This is a genomic window from Streptomyces sp. NPDC085931, assembly GCF_044540565.1.
Lineage (GTDB): Bacteria > Actinomycetota > Actinomycetes > Streptomycetales > Streptomycetaceae > Streptomyces.
Genome location: NZ_JBITSK010000005.1, coordinates 51735 through 70356 on the forward strand (window position 1 = coordinate 51735; position 18622 = coordinate 70356).

Annotated in this window: 13 protein-coding genes; 10 read left to right on the forward strand and 3 right to left on the reverse strand. The window is 73.5% G+C overall.

Features of this window, described 5'->3' with window-relative positions:
• Positions 1-63: 63 nt before the first annotated feature.
• From ACIGAN_RS11430 to nudC, 5 genes are all read left to right on the forward strand, one after another.
• Entirely contained in the window at positions 64-486 is a 423-nt protein-coding gene (locus ACIGAN_RS11430) for an MGMT family protein (RefSeq protein WP_399856869.1), read from the forward strand.
• Between the two features lie 268 nt (positions 487-754).
• Positions 755-4300, forward strand: coding sequence for an ATP-dependent helicase (locus ACIGAN_RS11435; protein WP_399856871.1), 3546 nt, complete (start codon positions 755-757; stop codon positions 4298-4300).
• 92 nt (positions 4301-4392) lie between these two features.
• Positions 4393-8121, forward strand: a complete 3729-nt coding sequence (locus ACIGAN_RS11440; RefSeq protein ID WP_399856873.1) for a UvrD-helicase domain-containing protein — start codon at positions 4393-4395, stop codon at positions 8119-8121.
• Between the two features lie 10 nt (positions 8122-8131).
• Positions 8132-9541, forward strand: a complete 1410-nt coding sequence (locus ACIGAN_RS11445) for a dipeptidase (protein WP_399856875.1) — start codon at positions 8132-8134, stop codon at positions 9539-9541.
• Positions 9542-9697: 156 nt separating this feature from the next.
• Complete coding sequence (gene nudC / locus ACIGAN_RS11450) at positions 9698-10642, forward strand: NAD(+) diphosphatase (RefSeq protein WP_365738832.1); 945 nt, start codon at positions 9698-9700, stop codon at positions 10640-10642.
• A 139-nt stretch (positions 10643-10781) separates the two neighbouring features.
• On the opposite strand, the gene ACIGAN_RS11455 is transcribed toward nudC, so the two are convergent.
• Positions 10782-11024 carry a mycoredoxin gene (locus tag ACIGAN_RS11455; protein WP_399856877.1) on the reverse strand — a complete coding sequence of 81 codons (243 nt, stop codon included), beginning with the start codon at positions 11022-11024 and terminating at the stop codon, positions 10782-10784.
• Positions 11025-11207: 183 nt separating this feature from the next.
• On the opposite strand from ACIGAN_RS11455, the gene ACIGAN_RS11460 reads away from it, so the two are divergent.
• From ACIGAN_RS11460 to ACIGAN_RS11475, 4 genes are all read left to right on the forward strand, one after another.
• Positions 11208-13403: an ATP-dependent DNA helicase UvrD2 gene (locus ACIGAN_RS11460; RefSeq protein ID WP_399856879.1), complete on the forward strand. Its 2196-nt coding sequence runs from the start codon at positions 11208-11210 to the stop codon at positions 13401-13403.
• Positions 13404-13567: 164 nt separating this feature from the next.
• Positions 13568-13894: a hypothetical protein gene (locus ACIGAN_RS11465; protein ID WP_311679526.1), complete on the forward strand. Its 327-nt coding sequence runs from the start codon at positions 13568-13570 to the stop codon at positions 13892-13894.
• 168 nt (positions 13895-14062) lie between these two features.
• Positions 14063-14431, forward strand: a complete 369-nt coding sequence (locus ACIGAN_RS11470; RefSeq protein WP_351358429.1) for a WhiB family transcriptional regulator — start codon at positions 14063-14065, stop codon at positions 14429-14431.
• On the forward strand, positions 14428-14751 hold the full coding sequence (locus tag ACIGAN_RS11475; protein ID WP_365087684.1) for a hypothetical protein: 324 nt from the start codon (positions 14428-14430) through the stop codon (positions 14749-14751). The genes ACIGAN_RS11470 and ACIGAN_RS11475 overlap by 4 nt, the downstream gene beginning before the upstream one ends.
• Positions 14752-14946: 195 nt before the next feature.
• Here ACIGAN_RS11475 and ACIGAN_RS11480 read toward each other — a convergent pair whose 3' ends face one another.
• Positions 14947-16317: an ABC1 kinase family protein gene (locus ACIGAN_RS11480; RefSeq protein ID WP_399856881.1), complete on the reverse strand. Its 1371-nt coding sequence runs from the start codon at positions 16315-16317 to the stop codon at positions 14947-14949.
• Positions 16310-17524, reverse strand: a complete 1215-nt coding sequence (locus ACIGAN_RS11485) for a TOMM precursor leader peptide-binding protein (RefSeq protein WP_399856883.1) — start codon at positions 17522-17524, stop codon at positions 16310-16312. The genes ACIGAN_RS11480 and ACIGAN_RS11485 overlap by 8 nt, the downstream gene beginning before the upstream one ends.
• A gap of 351 nt (positions 17525-17875) precedes the next feature.
• On the opposite strand from ACIGAN_RS11485, the gene ACIGAN_RS11490 reads away from it, so the two are divergent.
• On the forward strand, positions 17876-18487 hold the full coding sequence (locus tag ACIGAN_RS11490; protein WP_365738825.1) for a M48 metallopeptidase family protein: 612 nt from the start codon (positions 17876-17878) through the stop codon (positions 18485-18487).
• Positions 18488-18622: the final 135 nt, after the last annotated feature.

Sequence of the window (18622 nt, forward strand, 5' to 3'; positions counted from 1 at the left end):
GCGAAGGAAACGCTCGGGAGCACGGCCGTCCCGTTGTCGGTGGGGTGGGGCAGGATGGGACGGATGAGCGAGCAGAGCCTTCCGGAGGACACCCGTCCGCACCATGCCCGCACGGGGTCCGACGGTGTCCCCGACGAGCAGGGGGAAGCCCTGCCCGCCTACGCCGAACGGGTCCTCGACGTCGCGGAGCTGATCCCGCCGGGCCGGGTCATGACCTACGGGGACGTGGCCGAGTGGCTGGAGGAGGGCGGTCCGCGGCAGGTGGGCCGGGTGATGGCGCTCTACGGCGGAGCCGTCCCGTGGTGGCGTGTGGTCCGCGCGGACGGCGTGCTGCTCCCGGGACACGAGCAGCGGGCGCTCGGCCACTACCGCGCGGAGGGCACGCCCCTGAAGGAGGCGAGCCGCGCCGCCGAGGGCCACCTGCCGCGCCTCGACATGAGACGGGCGCGGTGGGACGGCGGTGAACGCGCGGAGGGTCACACCTGACAGCTTCCGGCATCGCACGCCCTCCCGTGTGGCCCGTGATCCGGACGGGGGAATCGGGGCACAGCGGGGGCATGACGTACGTTCGTGAGGTGAGGGACATGTGCGACGAGAGTGCCGCGAGTGACCGGCGGGAAGAGGGGGAAGCCCTGCTTCCGCCTCACCCGTCGGCGTAGCGTCGGCTGCACGCGTCCCCCTCACCCCGCGGTCACCGCCCGCCACGCGCGCGGTGGCCCGCCCACCAGCACATCCACCAGGACCGGCGAACCACGTGAGCTCCTCTTCCTCCACCAGCGGCCTGTCGCACCCCCGGGTACGGCGGGGGAGCCGTGGCGCTTACCGACTGGTACGTACCCCCCCTGCTCGGGTGGACCCCCCTCTTTTGGACGCCTCGCAGCGCTCCGTGGTTGACCACACGGCTGGCCCGCTGCTCGTCCTCGCAGGCCCGGGCACCGGCAAGACCACCACGCTCGTCGAGTCCGTGGCCGAGCGGATCGCCCGGGGCGGCGACCCCGCGCGCGTACTGGTGCTGACGTTCAGCCGCAGGGCCGCCGTCGAGCTGCGCGACCGCATGGCCCTGCGCACCGGCGCGGCCCGCGCCCCGCAGGCCACCACGTTCCACTCCTTCTGCTACGCCCTGGTCCGCGCCCACCAGGACAGCGACCTCTTCGTGGAGCCGCTGCGGCTGCTGTCCGGACCCGAGCAGGACGTCGCCGTACGGGAACTGCTGGCGGGCCAGGTGGACCTGGAGCGGCTCGGGCTCGCGCACGTGCGCTGGCCGGACGAGCTGCGCGCCTGCCTGACCACCCGTGGCTTCGCCGACGAGGTCCGCGCGGTCCTCGCCCGCAGCCGTGAACTGGGTCTCGGCCCCGACGCCCTGGACGCCTTCGCGCGCCGCACCGGCCGCCCCGACTGGCGCGCGGCGGCCGCCTTCCTCGCCGAGTACCTCGACGTCCTCGACCTTCAGGGCGTGATCGACTACGCCGAACTCGTCCACCGCGCGGTGCTCCTGGCCCGCCGTCCCGAGGTCGCCGCGTGGCTCGCCGACCGGTACGACGCCGTCTACGTCGACGAGTACCAGGACACGGACCCCGCTCAGGTGCGGCTGCTGCACGCGCTGGCCGGGGGCGGCCGCACCCTCGTCGCGTTCGGCGACCCCGACCAGTCGATCTACGCCTTCCGCGGGGCGGACGTGAACGGCATCCTCGACTTCCCGCACGCCTTCCCGCGCGCGGACGGCCGCCCGGCCCCGGTCGCGGTGCTGCGCTCGTCCCGCCGCTCCGGTGCCGGCCTGCTGGCCGCGACCCGGCTGCTGACCCAGCGGATGCCGCTGACCCGCCTGCCCGCCGAGAAGGTGCGCGCCCACCGCGAACTCGTCCCGGTACGGGACGGCGGCCGCGTCGAGGCCTACACGTATCCCACGTCCGGCACGGAGCTGGACAACGTCGCGGACATCCTGCGCCGGGCCCACCTGGAGGACGGCGTCCCGTGGAGCGAGATGGCCGTCCTGGTGCGCGCCGGTTCCCGCACCATCCCGACGGTCCGCCGTGCCCTGACGGCGGCGGGCGTGCCCGTGGACGTCGACGGAGACGACGTGCCGCTGCGGCACGAACCGGCGGTGGCACCGCTGCTGACGGCGCTGCGGGCGGTGGCGCAGGCGGAGGCGGGGCCCTCCGGGGGTGACGCGGCGGGCGACGGGGACGTCGTGCGGAACGGGGACGCCGTGCGGGACGGGGACGCCGAAGTCGACGGGGATGCCGTAGGACTTGCTGGGGCTGGGGCTGGGGCTGGGGCTGGGGCTGGGACCGGGGCCGGGGCCGGGGCCGGGTCCGAGGCTGGGTCTGAGGCCCAGGCTGCGGCTGCGGCTGCGGGGGCTCAAGAGGCCGGCGCCCGCGGGACCACCACCGCGACCGGCGTAAGCGCTGCCGGCGTCCCCGGCTCCTGCTGGCTCGACACCGAGACCGCCCTCACCCTCCTCACCTCGCCCCTTGCCGGCATGGACGCCGCCGACCTGCGCCGTCTCGGCCGCGCCCTGCGCGACGAGGAGCGGGCCGCGGGCAATCCGCTGCCGCCGCCCTCCGACGTCCTGCTCGCGCAGGCGCTGGCCGAGCCGGAGCGGCTCGCCGTGCACGACCCCACGTACGCGCGGGGTGCCCAGCGTCTCGGCGCGCTGCTGCGCAAGGCCCGGGAGCGGCTGGCCGGCGGCGGCACGGCCGAGGAGGCGCTGTGGGACCTGTGGGAGGGCACGCCGTGGCCCGGGCGGCTGGAGCGCGCCGCCCGGCGGGGCGGCGCGGCCGGACGCAACGCGGACCGCGACCTGGACGCGGTCTGCGCCCTGTTCGCCACGGCGGCCCGCGCGGAGGAACGCACCGGCGGCCGGGGCGCGCTCAACTTCCTGGAGGAGATCGACGCCGAGGACATCGCCGCCGACACCCTCACGCGGCGTGCCGTGCGCCCCGACGCCGTCCGTCTGATGACCGCCCACCGCTCCAAGGGCTTGGAATGGCGCCTCGTGGTCGTCGCGGGCGTCCAGGAGGGCCTGTGGCCGGACCTGCGCCGCCGCGGTTCCCTCCTGGAGGCCGACCGCATCGGCCGCGACGGTCTCGCCGAACCCCTCACCCCCGGTGCGCTGCTCGCCGAGGAGCGCCGCCTGTTCTACGTGGCCGCCACGCGCGCGCGTGAACGGCTCGTCGTCACCGCCGTCAAGGCACCCGCGGACGACGGCGACCAGCCCTCCCGGTTCCTGACCGAACTCGGCGTCGAACCCAAGGACGTCACGGGACGGCCGCGCCGGCCGCTGTCCGTGGCCGCCCTGGTGGCCGAACTGCGGGCCACGACGGTCGACCCGCGCGTCTCCGACGCCCTGCGGGAGGCCGCCGCCCACCGCCTGGCCCGGCTCGCCGCCCTCGCCGACGAGGACGGCCGCCCCCTGGTGCCGTCCGCCCACCCCTACCGCTGGTGGGGCATGTTCGAGCCGACCGAGTCCAAGGTGCCGCTGCGCAACCGGGACCAGCCCGTCGTGCTCTCCGGCAGCGCCCTGGACCAGCTGGCCAACACCTGCGCCCTGCAGTGGTTCCTGGGCCGCGAGGTGAAGGCCGACGCGCCCGCGACCTCCGCGCAGGGCTTCGGCAACGTGGTGCACGTCCTGGCCGACGAGGTCGCCTCCGGGCACACCCCGGCCGACCTCTCCGTCCTCATGGAACGCCTCGACTCCGTGTGGAACGCCCTCGCCTTCGACGCGCCCTGGAAGTCGGAGCAGGAGAAGGACAACGCGCGCGTGGCGCTCGAACGCTTCCTCCAGTGGCACGTCATGGACCGCGCCGGGCGAACGCCGGTGGCCAGCGAGCACGACTTCGACGTCACCCTCGAAGCAGGCGACTACGAGGTGCGTATCCGCGGCCAGATGGACCGCGTGGAGGCGGACGGCGACGGCCGCGCCTACGTGGTCGACTTCAAGACCGGCAAGCAGGCGCCCACCTCGAAGGAGGTGGAGCGTCACCCGCAGCTCGCCGTCTACCAGCTCGCCGTCCGCGAGGGCGCCGTCGACGAGGTCTTCGACGGAGTACGCCCCGAGCCGGGCGGCGCCGAACTCGTCCACCTGCGCCAGGGCGCCGCCCGGCGCGACGGCGGCGAGGCCCTGCCCAAGGTGCAGGCCCAGGAGCCGCTGCGGGGGGAGTGGGTCGGCGACCTGCTGGCCACGGCCGCCGGCAAGGTCCTCGACGAGCGGTTCACGCCGACGGCCGGGCAGCACTGCACCCACTGCGCGTTCCGGTCCTCGTGCAGCGCGCGCCAGGAGGGCCGTCACGTGGTGGAGTGACCCATCGCACCTCCCGAGCTGACCTGCGGTTCCACCGCCCCGGAGGGCTGATCGGGCCGCTGGTGTCAGTGCGCGCCGCTAGCCTCTCCGATGTGCCAGCCCGACTCACCGACCCCGAACAGCTCAAAGAGCTCCTCGGCATCCCGTTCACCCCGGAGCAGACGGCCTGCATCACCGCGCCGCCCGCTCCCCAGGTGATCGTGGCCGGAGCCGGCTCGGGCAAGACGACGGTGATGGCGGCACGCGTGGTGTGGCTGGTCGGGACCGGCCAGGTCGCCCCCGAGCAGGTGCTCGGCCTCACCTTCACGAACAAGGCCGCCGCCGAACTCGCCGAGCGCGTCCGCAAGGCGCTGATCAAGGCCGGCGTCACCGACCCGGACGTCATCGACCCGGACAACCCGCCGGGCGAGCCGGTGATCTCCACGTACCACGCCTTCGCGGGGCGCCTGCTGACCGACCACGGTCTGCGCATCGGCCTGGAGCCGACGTCCCGGTTGCTCGCCGACGCCACCCGCTTCCAGCTCGCCGCGCGCGTGCTGCGCGAGTCGCCCGGCCCCTACCCGGCCCTCACCCGCTCTTTCCCGGACCTCGTCGGCGACCTCCTCGCCCTGGACGCCGAGCTCTCCGAGCACCTCGTACGCCCCGAGGCGCTGCGCGCGTACGACGCCGAGCTGCTGCTGTCGCTGCGGGGCGCCAAGCTCACCAACGCCGATCTGCGCAAGGTGCCCGAGGCCGCCGCCGCGCGCCGGGAGCTGGCCGAGCTGGTCACCCGGTACCGGGCCGCCAAACGCGAGCGGGACCTGCTCGACTTCGGCGACCAGATCGCCCTGTCGGCCCGGCTCGCGCAGATCCCCGAGGTGGGCCGCCTCCTGCGCGACGAGTTCCGGGTGGTCCTCCTCGACGAGTACCAGGACACCTCGGTCGCCCAACGCGTCCTCCTCGCGGGCCTGTTCGGCGAGGGCACCGGTCACCCCGTCACCGCGGTCGGCGATCCCTGCCAGGCCATCTACGGGTGGCGTGGCGCCTCCGTCGCCAACCTCGACGACTTCCCCGAGCACTTCGCCCACGCCGACGGCCGCCCCGCGACCCGGCAGGCGCTCAGCGAGAACCGCCGCAGCGGCGGCCGCCTCCTGGACCTCGCCAACGGCCTCGCCGAGCCCCTGCGCGCCCTGCACGCGGGCGTGGAGGCGCTGCGCCCGGCCCCCGGCGCCGAACGCGACGGCGTGGTCCGCTGCGCCCTGCTGGACACCCACGCCGAGGAGATCGACTGGGCCGCCGACTCCATCGCCCACCTCGTCCGCACCGGGACGGCACCCGGCGAGATCGCCGTCCTGTGCCGCACGGCGACCGACTTCGCCGAGATCCAGGGCGCCCTCGTCGCCCGGGACGTCCCGGTCGAGGTCGTCGGCCTCTCCGGACTGCTCCACCTGCCCGAGATCGCCGACCTGGTCGCCGTCTGCGAGGTCCTCCAGGACCCCGGTGCCAACGCCTCCCTGGTGCGCCTGCTGACCGGGCCGCGCTGGCGCATCGGCCCCCGTGACCTCGCCCTGCTGGGGCGGCGCGCCCGGCTCCTCGTGTCCCACGCGCGTGTGGAGGGCGACGACGACCCGGACCGGCGCCTCGCCGAGGCCGTCGAGGGGGTCGATCCCGCCGAGGTGATCTCGCTCGCGGACGCCCTCGACACGTTCCTGGAGACACCCCTGGACGGCCACGGGGACGACGACGGACTGCCCTTCTCGCCCGACGCGCGCGTGCGCTTCGCCCGGCTCGCCACCGAGCTGCGCGAACTGCGCCGCTCCCTGGCCGACCCGCTGATGGACGTCCTGCACCGGGTCCTGGCTGTCACCGGTCTGGAGGTCGAGCTGTCGGCGTCCCCGCACGCCCTGGCAGCCCGCCGCCGCGAGACCCTGTCCAACTTCCTGGACGTCGCCGCCTCCTTCGCCGCCGGTGACAACGAGGCCAGCCTGCTCGCCTTCCTCGGCTTCCTGCGCACCGCCGCCCAGTACGAGAAGGGACTCGACAACGCCCTCCCCGGGGGCGAGAACACCGTCAAGGTGCTCACCGCCCACAAGTCCAAGGGCCTGGAATGGGACGTCGTGGTCGTCCCCGGCCTGGTCACCGGCACCTTCCCCAGCAGCCAGGGCCGCGAGAAGTGGATCTCCCAGGGCAAGGTCCTGCCGCACGCGCTGCGCGGCGACGCCGACACGCTGCCCGACGTGCCCTCCTGGGACGCCCGGGGCCTCAAGGCCTTCCACGAGGCCATGAAGGACCACCAGCACACCGAGGAGCTCCGCCTCGGCTACGTCACCTTCACCCGCCCCCGGTCCCTCCTCCTGGGGTCCGGCCACTGGTGGGGCCCCACCCAGAAGAAGCGGCGCGGCCCGTCCGCGTTCCTCCAGGCCCTCTACGAGCACTGCGCGGCCGGCTACGGCGAGATCGAGGCCTGGGCGGACGAACCCGCCGAGGACGAGGAGAACCCGGCACTGCACCGGGCCACCGCCGACCAGGTGTGGCCCCTGCCCCTGGACGAGGCGGCCCTGGCCCGCCGCCGCGCCGCCGCCGAGACCGTCCTGGCCCACCTGGACGACCTCGCCTCCCGGGACGCAGCCCACCCCGCCGCCGTGCACGACCCGGACGCCCTCGACGACCCGGAATGGCCCCCACCACCGGAGGACGAGGAGCCCCTGTACGAGGAGCCCCTGTACGGCGAACCTGACCCGTACGGCGAAGCCGATCCGTACGCGTACGCCGACCCGGACACGTACGCCGACCCGGACCCGAACGCCGAAGCCGATTCGCACGCCGACCCCGGTCCGTACGGCGAAGCCGACCCACACGGTGAACCGGACCCGTTCGACGCGACGGACCCGTTCGACGCGGCGGACCTGACCGACGAGGCAGACCCGTCCGCCGAGGCGCAGCCGCCCTACGAGCACCCTTCGCCCGACCCCGAGGAGGCCTCCGGCGAGCCCTCGGCGCCCCGTCACGCCCGGTCCGCCCGGCCCGCGGACCGCCGCCCCACCGTCCCCCACCAGGCGGCCCCACCGCAGCGCCCGCACCCCGGCGGCCGCCCCCGCCTCACCCCCGAGGAGGCCCGTACCGTCGCCTCCTGGGACCGTGACCTCGACGCCCTCACCGGCGAGCTGCTGCGCGCCCGCGACAGCGTCACGGACGTGCCACTCCCCGCGTCGCTCACCGCGTCCCAGCTGCTGCACCTGGCCGCCGACCCGGACGGCTTCGCGCGGGAACTGGCCCGCCCCATGCCCCGCCCGCCCCAGCCCGCCGCACGCCGCGGCACCCGCTTCCACGCCTGGGTCGAGGCCCGCTTCGAGGAACTCACCCTGCCGCTGCTGGAACCGGAGGAGCTGCCCGGCAGCGAGGCCGAGATCGCCGACGAACGGGACCTGCAGCTCCTCAAGGACGCCTTCGAACGCACCGAGTACGCGCACCGCACGCCCTACCGTGTGGAAGCGCCCTTCCAGCTCACGCTCGCCGGCCGCGTCGTACGGGGCCGTATCGACGCCGTCTACAAGGAGGGCGACGGCGACGCGGCGACGTACGAGATCGTCGACTGGAAGACCAGCCGCTCCCGCACCGCCGACCCGCTCCAGCTCGCCGTCTACCGCCTCGCCTGGGCCGAGCAGCAGGGCGTGCCCCCGGAGTCGGTCACGGCGGCCTTCCTGTACGTGCGCACCGGAGAAGTGGTGCGCCCGCCGGCACTGCCCGACCGTGCGGCCCTGGAGCGGCTGCTGCTGGAGGAGCCGCCGGGGGACCGGCTCGGTGAGGAACCGCACTCCGAGGACGTCGGTGCGGGCCGATAGGCTCGTGACCATGAGCCAGACCCCGGACAGCGTCGTCCGTACGTACATCCAGCGGCACCGCGCCGCCTTCCTCGACGACCTCGCCGAGTGGCTGCGCATCCCGTCGGTGTCGGCCCAGCCCGGCCACGCGCCCGACGTACGACGCAGCGCCGACTGGCTCGCCGCCAAGCTGACCGAGACCGGCTTCCCGACGGCCGAGGTCTGGCAGACCCCGGGCGCGCCCGCCGTCTATGCGGAGTGGCCCAGCGACGACCCGCAGGCGCCCACCGTGCTGGTCTACGGCCACCACGACGTGCAGCCCGCCGCACGGGAGGACGGCTGGGACAGCGAGCCCTTCGAGCCCGAGATCCGCGGGAATCGCCTCTACGCGCGCGGGGCGGCCGACGACAAGGGCCAGGTCTTCTTCCACACGCTCGGGCTCCGTGCCCACCTCGCCGCCACCGGCCGCACCACGCCCGCCGTGCACCTCAAACTGCTCGTCGAGGGCGAGGAGGAGTCCGGCTCGCCGCACTTCCGGGCTCTGGTCGAGCAGCACGCCGAGCGGCTCGCCGCGGACGCCGTGATCGTCTCCGACACCGGCATGTGGTCCGAGGACACCCCCACCGTGTGCACGGGCATGCGCGGTCTCGCCGAGTGCGAGATACGCCTGTACGGCCCCGACCAGGACATCCACTCCGGTTCCTTCGGCGGCGCGGTGCCCAACCCGGCGACGGTCGCCGCCCGCCTGGTCGCCGCGCTGCACGACGAGCACGCGCGCGTGGCGATCCCCGGCTTCTACGACGGCGTCGTCGAGCTGACCGACGGCGAGCGCGCCCTCTTCGCCGAACTGCCCTTCGACGAGCGGCAGTGGCTGCGCGCGGCCAGGTCGCACGCCACGCACGGCGAGGCCGGCTACACCACCCTGGAACGCGTCTGGGCCCGCCCGACCGCCGAGGTCAACGGCATCGGCGGCGGCTACCAGGGCCCCGGCAGCAAGACCGTCGTCCCGTCCTCCGCCATGGTGAAGCTGTCCTTCCGGCTGGTGGCGGGCCAGGACCCCGCTCACGTCGAGAAGGCGGTCCGCGCCTGGGCCGAGCAGCAGGTGCCCGCCGGGATCCGCTGCGAGATCACGTTCAGCGGGGCCACGCGCCCGTGCCTGACGCCGCTCGACCACCCGGCGCTGCAGTCGGTCGTCCGCGCCATGGAGCGGGCCTTCGGCAAGCCCGTGCGCTACACACGCGAGGGCGGCTCCGGCCCCGCGGCCGACCTCCAGGACGTCCTCGGCGCCCCGGTGCTCTTCCTCGGGATCTCCGTCCCCTCCGACGGCTGGCACGCACCGAACGAGAAAGTCGAACTCGACCTGCTCCTCAAAGGCGTCGAGACCACCGCCTACCTGTGGGGTGACCTCGCCGAGCACTGGAGCGCGCGTCACGCGCCCTGAGCCCAGGCAGCCGCCCGGACCGGCCACGCGCGCGGGGCACACTGGAAGAACCCGCCCCGCACCGCACGAGCCCGCCGGAACCGGTCGTCTCCCGCCGCACATCCCGCCGAACAGCCGCCGAACCCAACCGTTCCACCGGGGGAGTTGGAAGCACCCGTGACCACCTGGACCGACCACAACGCCGACCGACCCATCTCGCTCACCGCCCCGAGCGGCATCGACCGGGCCGCGCACCACCGGCTCGACGAGGCCTGGCTCGCGGCGGCGTGGAGCCACCCCTCCACGCGCTGCTTCGTGGTCTCCGGCGGCCAGGTCCTCATCGACGAGACGGCGGACGGGCGCACCGAGATCGTCATGACCCCCTCCTTCGAAGCCCCCCTCACCGAGGCACACCGCTACTTCCTCGGCATCGACGAGGACGGCGTCAGCTACTTCGCCCTCCAGAAGGACGCCCTGCCCGGCCGCATGGACCAGTCCGCGCGCCCGGCGGGTCTGCGCGAGGCGGGGCTGCTGCTGTCGGCGCGCGACGTGGGCCTGATGGTGCACGCGGTCGGCCTGGAGAACTGGCAGCGCACCCACCGCTTCTGCTCGCGCTGCGGAGAGCGCACCGTGATCGCCGCGGCCGGCCACATCCGCCGCTGCCCCGCCTGCGGCGCCGAGCACTACCCGCGCACCGACCCGGCCGTGATCATGGCCGTGACCGACGAGGACGACCGCCTGCTGCTCGGCCGCCAGGTGCACTGGCCCGAGGGCCGCTTCTCGACGCTCGCCGGATTCGTCGAGCCCGGCGAGTCCATCGAGCAGTCGGTCCGCCGCGAGGTCCACGAGGAGGTCGGCATCACCGTCGGGCAGGTCGAGTACGTCGCGAGCCAGCCCTGGCCGTTCCCGTCCAGCCTGATGCTGGGCTTCCTGGCCCGGGCCACCACGACCGAGATCGAGGTCGACGGCGACGAGATCCACGAGGCCCGCTGGTTCTCCCGCGACGAACTGCGCGCCGCCTTCGAGTCCGGCGAGGTGCTCCCGCCCTACGGCATCTCGATCGCGGCCCGCCTGATCGAGCTCTGGTACGGCAAGCCCCTCCCGACCCGCACCGTCGCCTGACGAAACCGGACCGCGCGGCCGACTCCTGAACCGTGGGAAGACGGCCCTCGAACCACGGGAAGACGGCCCGCGAACCACGAGAAGGCGGCCCCCCGAGCACACACACTCGGGGGGCCGCCTTCCCGTACTCACACGGCGACTAGGCGCCGATCTTCTGCTTCACCTGAGCCAGCGACGGGTTGGTGAGGGTGGAGCCGTCCGGGAACAGAACGGTGGGAACCGTCTGGTTGCCGTTGTTCGCCTTCTCCACGAACGCGGCGGACTCCGGGTCCTGCTCGATGTTGACCTCGTTGTACGCGATGCCCTCGCGGTCCATCTGGCTCTTCAGCCGGCGGCAGTAGCCGCACCACGTAGTGCTGTACATCGTCACAGTGCCCGGCATGTCTCTCGTGCTCCTTCGGTGGCTCGGGGACGGGTTCGCAGTCCGTGGAACGTATGTGAAACGTCCACCATTCCCGGGTCCCCGGTCCCACCGGACGTGACGCCTGCCGCATTGGTACGACTATCGGCAGGTGCCTGTGGACAACCGGCACAGCCGTCTCGCCCGACCTGGCAGCATGGCTGTGTGACAGCAGCAACGCACTCCACCCTGTTCCCGCAGGTACCGGACTCGGCCGACGCGGTGCTCGAAGGGCTCGACCCCGAGCAGCGCGAAGTGGCCACCGCCCTGCACGGTCCGGTGTGCGTCCTGGCGGGCGCGGGCACGGGCAAGACCCGGGCGATCACCCACCGCATCGCCTACGGGGTACGCGCCGGCATCCTCCAGCCGTCCAGCGTGCTCGCCGTCACGTTCACCAACCGCGCCGCCGGGGAGATGCGCGGCCGGCTCCGCCAGCTCGGCGCCGCGGGCGTCCAGGCGCGCACGTTCCACTCGGCCGCGCTGCGCCAGCTCCAGTACTTCTGGCCGAAGGCCATCGGCGGCTCCATGCCCCGGCTTGTCGACCGCAAGATCCAGCTCGTCGCCGACGCGGCCGCCGCCTGCCGCGTCCGGCTCGACCGCGGCGAGCTGCGGGACGTCACCGCGGAGATCGAATGGTCCAAGGTCACCCAGACCGTCCCCGCCGACTACGCGCCCGCCGCCGCCAAGGCCGGCCGCGAGGCCCCCCGGGACCCGGCCGAGATCGCCCAGCTCTACGCCGCCTACGAGGACATCAAGCGCGAGCGCTCCGTCATCGACTTCGAGGACGTGCTCCTGCTGACCGTCGCCGTCCTCCAGGACCGGCACGACATCGCCGAACAGGTCCGCGCCCAGTACCAGCACTTCGTGGTCGACGAGTACCAGGACGTCAGCCCGCTCCAGCAGCGCCTGCTGGAGCTGTGGCTGGGCGAGCGGGACGACCTGTGCGTCGTCGGCGACGCCAGCCAGACGATCTACTCGTTCACCGGGGCGACCCCCGACCACCTGCTGGACTTCCGCACGCGCCACCCGGGAGCCACCGTCGTCAAGCTGGTCCGCGACTACCGCTCCACCCCGCAGGTCGTCCATCTCGCCAACGGCCTGCTCGCCCAGGCGAAGGGCCGGGCCGCCGACCACCGCCTGGAGCTGGTCTCCCAGCGCCCCGCGGGTCCGGAGCCGGTCTACACCGAGTACACCGACGAGCCGGCCGAGGCGGAGGGCGCGGCCCGCCGCATCCGCGAACTGATGGACGCGGGCGTCCCGGCCTCCGAGATCGCCGTCCTGTTCCGCACGAACGCCCAGTCCGAGACCTACGAGCAGGCCCTCGCCGACGCCGGGGTGCCGTACCAGCTGCGCGGCGCCGAGCGCTTCTTCGACCGCCCCGAGGTGCGCAAGGCCGGCGTCGCCCTGCGCGGCGCGGCCCGCTTCGGCGGCAACGACTCCCTCCTGGACGACGCCGTCGACCTGCCCTCCCAGGTGCGGGCCGTGCTGTCGGGCGAGGGCTGGACGCCGCAGCCCCCGGCCGGCTCCGGCGCCGTACGGGAGCGCTGGGAGTCCCTGGCCGCCCTGGTGAACCTCGCCCAGGACTTCGCCGCCGCCAAGCCGGGAGCCACCCTCGCCGACCTCGTCGCCGAACTCGACGAGCGGGCGAACGCCCAGCACGCCCCCACCGTGCAGGGCGTCACCCTCGCCTCCCTGCACTCGGCCAAGGGCCTGGAGTGGGACGTCGTGTTCCTCGTCGGCGTCGCCGAGGGAATGATGCCGATCACCTACGCCAGGACCGACGAGCAGATCGAGGAGGAGCGCCGTCTGCTGTACGTCGGCGTCACCCGCGCGCGCGAGCGCCTCCATCTGTCCTGGGCCCTCTCCCGCTCACCCGGTGGCCGCCCCAGCCGCCGCCCCAGCCGTTTCCTCGACGGCCTGCGTCCCGGCTCGACGGCCACCACCGGCCGCGCGTCCGCGGGCGGCGTGGGCGGAATCGAGCGCGGCATCCCCGGAACCAGGGGCTCCGCCCCGAGACGGGTCCCGCGCACCCCGGCCCGCTGCCGCGTCTGCGGCCGCACGCTGACCGACGCGGGCGAGATGAAGCTGATGCGCTGCGACGACTGCCCCTCCGACATGAACGAGGCCCTCTACGAGCGGCTCCGCGAGTGGCGCGCCGACCAGGCACACAGGAGCGGCCAGCCCGCCTTTTGCGTGTTCACCGACCGGACGCTGATGGCGATCGCCGAGACCGCCCCGGACGACGAACACCAGCTGGCGCGCATCCCCGGCGTCGGCATGCGCAAGCTCACCCGCTACGGAGCCGACGTTCTGGCCATCTGCGCAGGCCAGTACCCCGCGGCGGACACGGATCAGGACTGACACGAACTCGTCGGAAAAATAGTTTGCGCATGCCCCAGCAATCCCCATAGGTTCTTAGCCACGAGAGCAGCGGCCTTCTCGGAGGCCCTGATTCCGTGTTGTACTTGCATATCCGTCGGACTGGTTCATCCAGTCCCCCGAGACGCCGAGAGGAGGCGAGCCCAGTGATCAGCATCATCAGCAGCTCCATCAGCACCGTGAAAATGACCGATCGCTCGGCCGTCTCCACGTGCATGCTCGGCGTTTCGAACCTGGGCACCGGTCTGTCCGGCATTCGTGCCGTCCGTCCGGCGTCCTCCTCCGTTGCTCCCGCGGGCCTTCCCGTCCGTGAGCGCAATGAGCGACCGACCAAGGCACTGGAAGCAGCAGTAGCGGCACAGGCGCAGGCCTATGCCTTTACGGCGACCGGTGCCGGATTCCGGAAGCAGACGACGCAGCACCACCTGATGTGGGCCTTCCGTGGGCCAGAACCCTGGAGTGATCCAGCCTGATTCGATCAGGCCGGCGCCTTCAGGGCCGCGGAACCCCATCCGGGATCCGCGGCCCTTCTGTTTGTCCCCGACCAGGGACGACGGACCGAAGGACCTCGGGACAACAAAAGAACCCGGTACCAGCCGCCCCCGGCCAACAGGCCGGACGAACAGACGAGGAAGACGACCGTGCAACTCGAAGCGCACGCACCGTCCGTTCCGCCTTCGGAAACGATCCCCAAGCCCGGCTCCACGGAGGACTCCACCTTGACCCCGCTCACCGCGCTCACCGCGCTCGACGACGCCATCGAGAACCTCGGCGTACCCGTCCCGTGCCGCTCCTACGACCCGGAGGTCTTCTTCGCCGAGTCGCCCGCGGACGTCGAGTACGCCAAGTCCCTCTGCCGCACCTGCCCGCTGATCGAGGCCTGCCTCGCCGGCGCCAAGGAGCGGCGTGAGCCCTGGGGCGTCTGGGGTGGCGAGCTGTTCGTCCAGGGTGTCGTCGTCGCCCGGAAGCGGCCGCGTGGCCGCCCGCGCAAGAACCCGGTCACAGCATGAACACCGCCGGAACGATCGACCGTCCCCTCACGCACGACCCCCAGAAGCAGGCCCCGATGAAGCCGTCCCCCGACGAGCCCGCAGGCTCCGCGACCCAAGACTTCACCACGAACGGCGCGATGGACTCGCGTCAGAACAGGACTCGACAGATGCAACTCATCCCAGAAGCCATGGCTCGTGCGCATATGCGCGAGCGACTGGACGAGGCGGAGCGGGACCGCCGGGCCGTGCGCCTGGTGACCGCCCGCCGGATGCAGCGCAGGGCGGAGCGCGCCTCGCGGCGCGCCCGCCGGGCGCTCGCCATGGCGGTCATGCAGTAACCGACCCCATCTGAAGCGTCTGCCTCCCCACCGGAGGCCGTGCTTTCCCCGCGGGGGCCGGTCCGTGCCGAACGGACCGGCCCCCGCGGCGCGTCACAGCCGAGCTCCCGGGACAACCTCAGGTCGATCGAGGGGCGCCTGGACTCCGACCGGTGGTGAGACGCGGGGCCCGGACCCCGCCTCGCGGGGCCCGGGTCACGCCTCCGCGACCGCCTCCCCGCCGTCCGCCGGGTCCTCCGGCACGAAGCCCGGCAGCCACTCTTCCAGCTCCTCGCGCAGCCGCACCGTCGCCCCCAGCTGGCACAGCACCCCGATGGTGCTCAGCGTCACCCGGTGGATCAGCAGATACGACGGGGGCAGATTGAGCTGCTTGCCCAGCTGGTAGGCGGGGGAGCGGGGGTCGGCGACGCGAGCCGCCTGACTGCGCATCCAGCCGCGCGTGAACGTGAACTCCTCGACCTGGGCCGGTTCGATGATCGGCAGGAGATAGTCCATGACGGCGTCGGGGTCCAGCTCTATGGTCTCCTTGACGAAACCCTCCGCGCACAGGAGCTCATAGACCGCCTCGGCCTCGCCGTCGAGGGTCATGCGCAGGGACTCGCCGATGGTGGCCGGCAGACCACCCGGAAGCCGGTCGACCGTGCCGAAGTCCAGGACGCCGAGGCGCCAGTCGTCCTCTCCGTCCGGACCGCCGGGCAGCAGACGGAAGTTGCCCGGGTGCGGATCGGCGTGGAGCAGGCCGGTGCGGGCCGGGCCGGAGAACAGGAAACGGGCCAGCAGCTGGCCGGCTCGGTCGCGCTGTTCCGGGGTGCCGTCCGAGATGATCTCCGACAGGGGGATGCCGTCGATCCACTCGGTGATCAGCACCTGCTCCGACTGGTGGACCACGTGCGGCACGAGGACGTCCGGGTCGTCGGTGAACTCGTCCGCGTGCGCCTGCTGGGCCTGGGCCTCCAGGCCGTAGTCGAGCTCCTCCGAGACGCGGTCCTTCAGCTCGGCGATCAACGGCTTGATGTCCATGCCGGGGATCAGCGGGCCGAGCAGACGGGAGAAGCGGCTCAGCTGGTTCAGGTCGGACAGCAGCGCCTCGCCCGCGCCGGGGTACTGCACCTTGACGGCCACCTCACGGCCGTCGTGCCACACCGCCCGGTGGACCTGGCCGATCGAGGCGGCCGCGGAGGGCTTGTCCTCGAACTCCGAGAACAGCTCCTGCCAGCCCTCGCCGAGCCGCTCCTCCAGCACCCCGTGCACCGTGCGCGTGGGCATCGGCGGCGCGGCCTCCTGGAGCTTCGTCAGCGCGGCCCGGTAGGGGCCGGCCACCTCCTCGGGCAGGGCGGACTCGAAGACGGACAAGGCCTGGCCGAACTTCATGGCGCCGCCCTTGAGCTCGCCGAGCACCTTGAACAGCTGCTCGGCCGTGCGCTGCTGGAGCTCGCGGCCGACGAGTTCGGCCGACTCGCCGACGATCCGCTTGCCGAATCCCCAGGTCGCCCGCCCGGCGATGCCGAGCGGGAGCGCGGCGAGCTTGGCGGTCCGGGTGACCGCCTTCCGGGGAAGATCAGACATGCGCCCTCCAAGTCCCAGCCGGCCGCTCCGCTGCTGCCTCACGGCACTGCGCCGACGGCCGTTGCACCGCCATTGTCGCGTGTGATGCCCCGTCCTCCGAGGGGTGCTCCCCATTTCCTCTCTCCGCGGCCCCGCAGGGGCATGCGGAATGGGCCCATACCGGCCGGGCGTGCCAGTGGAGCGCGGGGAGCGAGACCTCCCAGCGCGCGCCGGTGCTCGACGGGACCCGGCCGTCCAGGAAGGCCAGCGCGTGCGCGGCGGCCAGCCCGGCCACCGTCGTCGCCAGCGCCAGGTCGCAGGGCCGGACCTGACGCTGCCTGCCCGAGCGCCACTGGGCGATCAACCGCGGCCAGGCCGGGTCCCGGTCGGTGCGGTCCTCGTGCAGACACCCCGCGCAGCCCGTCTCCCCCGGCAGCACGAAGGGGCCGACCACGCCGGTGCCCTCCACGACACCGGCGTACAGATGGGGCGTCCCGGCGGCCATCAGGGGTTCGGCGCTGGACGGGTCGGGCGTGTGCACCGCGACATCGTCCCGTGGGGCGAGGATCACCAGGGAGAGGCCCGGGTCCGCTCCGTCCGGGCACGGCGGGACCTCGGCGCGGCGGGGCGGCCGGTCCGCAGCGGCCTGCCGTACGGCCCGGCGGGCCGACTCGTCCCTGCGGTCGCCGACGGCCTGCGCCGGATGGCCACCCGGGGCGACGTCCCACGGCTCCACCCGGCCGCCGTCACGGACCTCGACCTCGCCCACGCCGGCCCCGGCCAGCAGCGCGGCCAGAAGGGCACCCACCCGGCCCGCGCCTCTGACCTGGACGCGCTGCGAGCGGCGGGCGGCCAGCCGTCCGAGCGCCTCGCCCGGTTCCGAGGTGGTGAGGGACAGCGAGGCGAGGTCGGGCCGGAGCCGGTCGAGGACCTCCTTCTTCTTCCGCAGCGTGTCGGCGGCGGGGCCGCCGCCCCGGGCGTCGTCGAGGAGCCCGGCCCGCGACAGCCGCCGCACCAGCCCGTCGACATGGCCGTCCGGCAGATCCATCCGGCGTCCCTCCTCGCGCAGCAGCTCCATTCCCCGCGTGCCGTTGAGCAGGTCGAGGAAGCTGCCCGTCGCCGTGTCCATCGGCCCGAGGGTCAGGGCGTGCGCCGGGGTCATGCCGAACTGCACGGTATTGAGGTCGCGCCAGCCGCGCCGCAGCGCGGGCTTCACCATCGGATGCATCACAGATCCCCCGTATGTCACAGAACGTCCCCGTGCGCCGAGAGGGAGCAGGGGTGTGGGCCGAGCCGGACCCGGTCGCAGGCACCGCCGTCGCACGACATCGCCTCACAGGACACTGCGGTCCCCAGGACCCCGCGCGAACCCTGGTGCGGGGCCCGGTTCCCGTCACGAAGGGGAGCCCGCCCCTCGCTGCGCCGACGGGATCCAGCATGCCCAACCCCGCCGCCCGCCGCCGAAAGTTGTCCACAGGCACGGGGATTCGTCGTACAAATCCGGCGGCCGGTGAGAGGAGGGGGCATCGAACCGTCCCGGAGTCGGGACTTCCCCGTGTGCAGCGGGTAACGTCGGGGCGTGCCCGCCGACCCACTGCACAGCGCCGGAAAACCACAGCGCAGCACGACGAGCCAGCCGCCGAGCGGCTCGGGGGCGAGCGCGATCGAGGTCCGCAGGAGTCCCCGCCGACGCAGGACGGTCTCCGCGTACCGCGAGGGCGATCGCACCGTGGTGCTCATCCCCGCCCGCATGTCCGCGGCGGAGGAGCAGCGCTGGGTGAACGTCATGCTCGCCAAGCTGGCCGCCCAGGAGAGCAGGCGGGCCCTCGGGGACGCCGAGCTGTCCGAGCGGGCCCGGCGGCTCTCGGAGCAGTACTTCGACGGCCGGGCCCGGCCGGCCTCGGTGCGCTGGGTGACCAACCAGAACACCCGCTGGGGGTCCTGCACCCCGTCCGACGGCAGCATCCGTCTGTCACACCGCCTGCAGGGCATGCCCGAGTACGTCGTCGACTACGTCCTCCTCCACGAACTGGCCCACCTCCTCGTCCCCGGACACGGGCCCGGCTTCTGGCGGCTGCTGGAGGCCTACCCGAGGACGGAGCGGGCCCGGGGCTATCTCGAGGGCGTGGTCGCCGCCGAGCGGCTGCCTCACGTGCCCGGGGCGCGCGGGGAGAGCCCGCGGGGTGAGTGACCGCTTTGCGTGAGCGAGCAGCCGATACGGCTCGGCGCGCGTTCTGTACCGGCTCTGTACCGACGTCTTCCGATGTCCGGATTTGCCGTTAGCCTGGCGCGACGCACTCACGTTCTGGATGGGGGACGGTCGTTA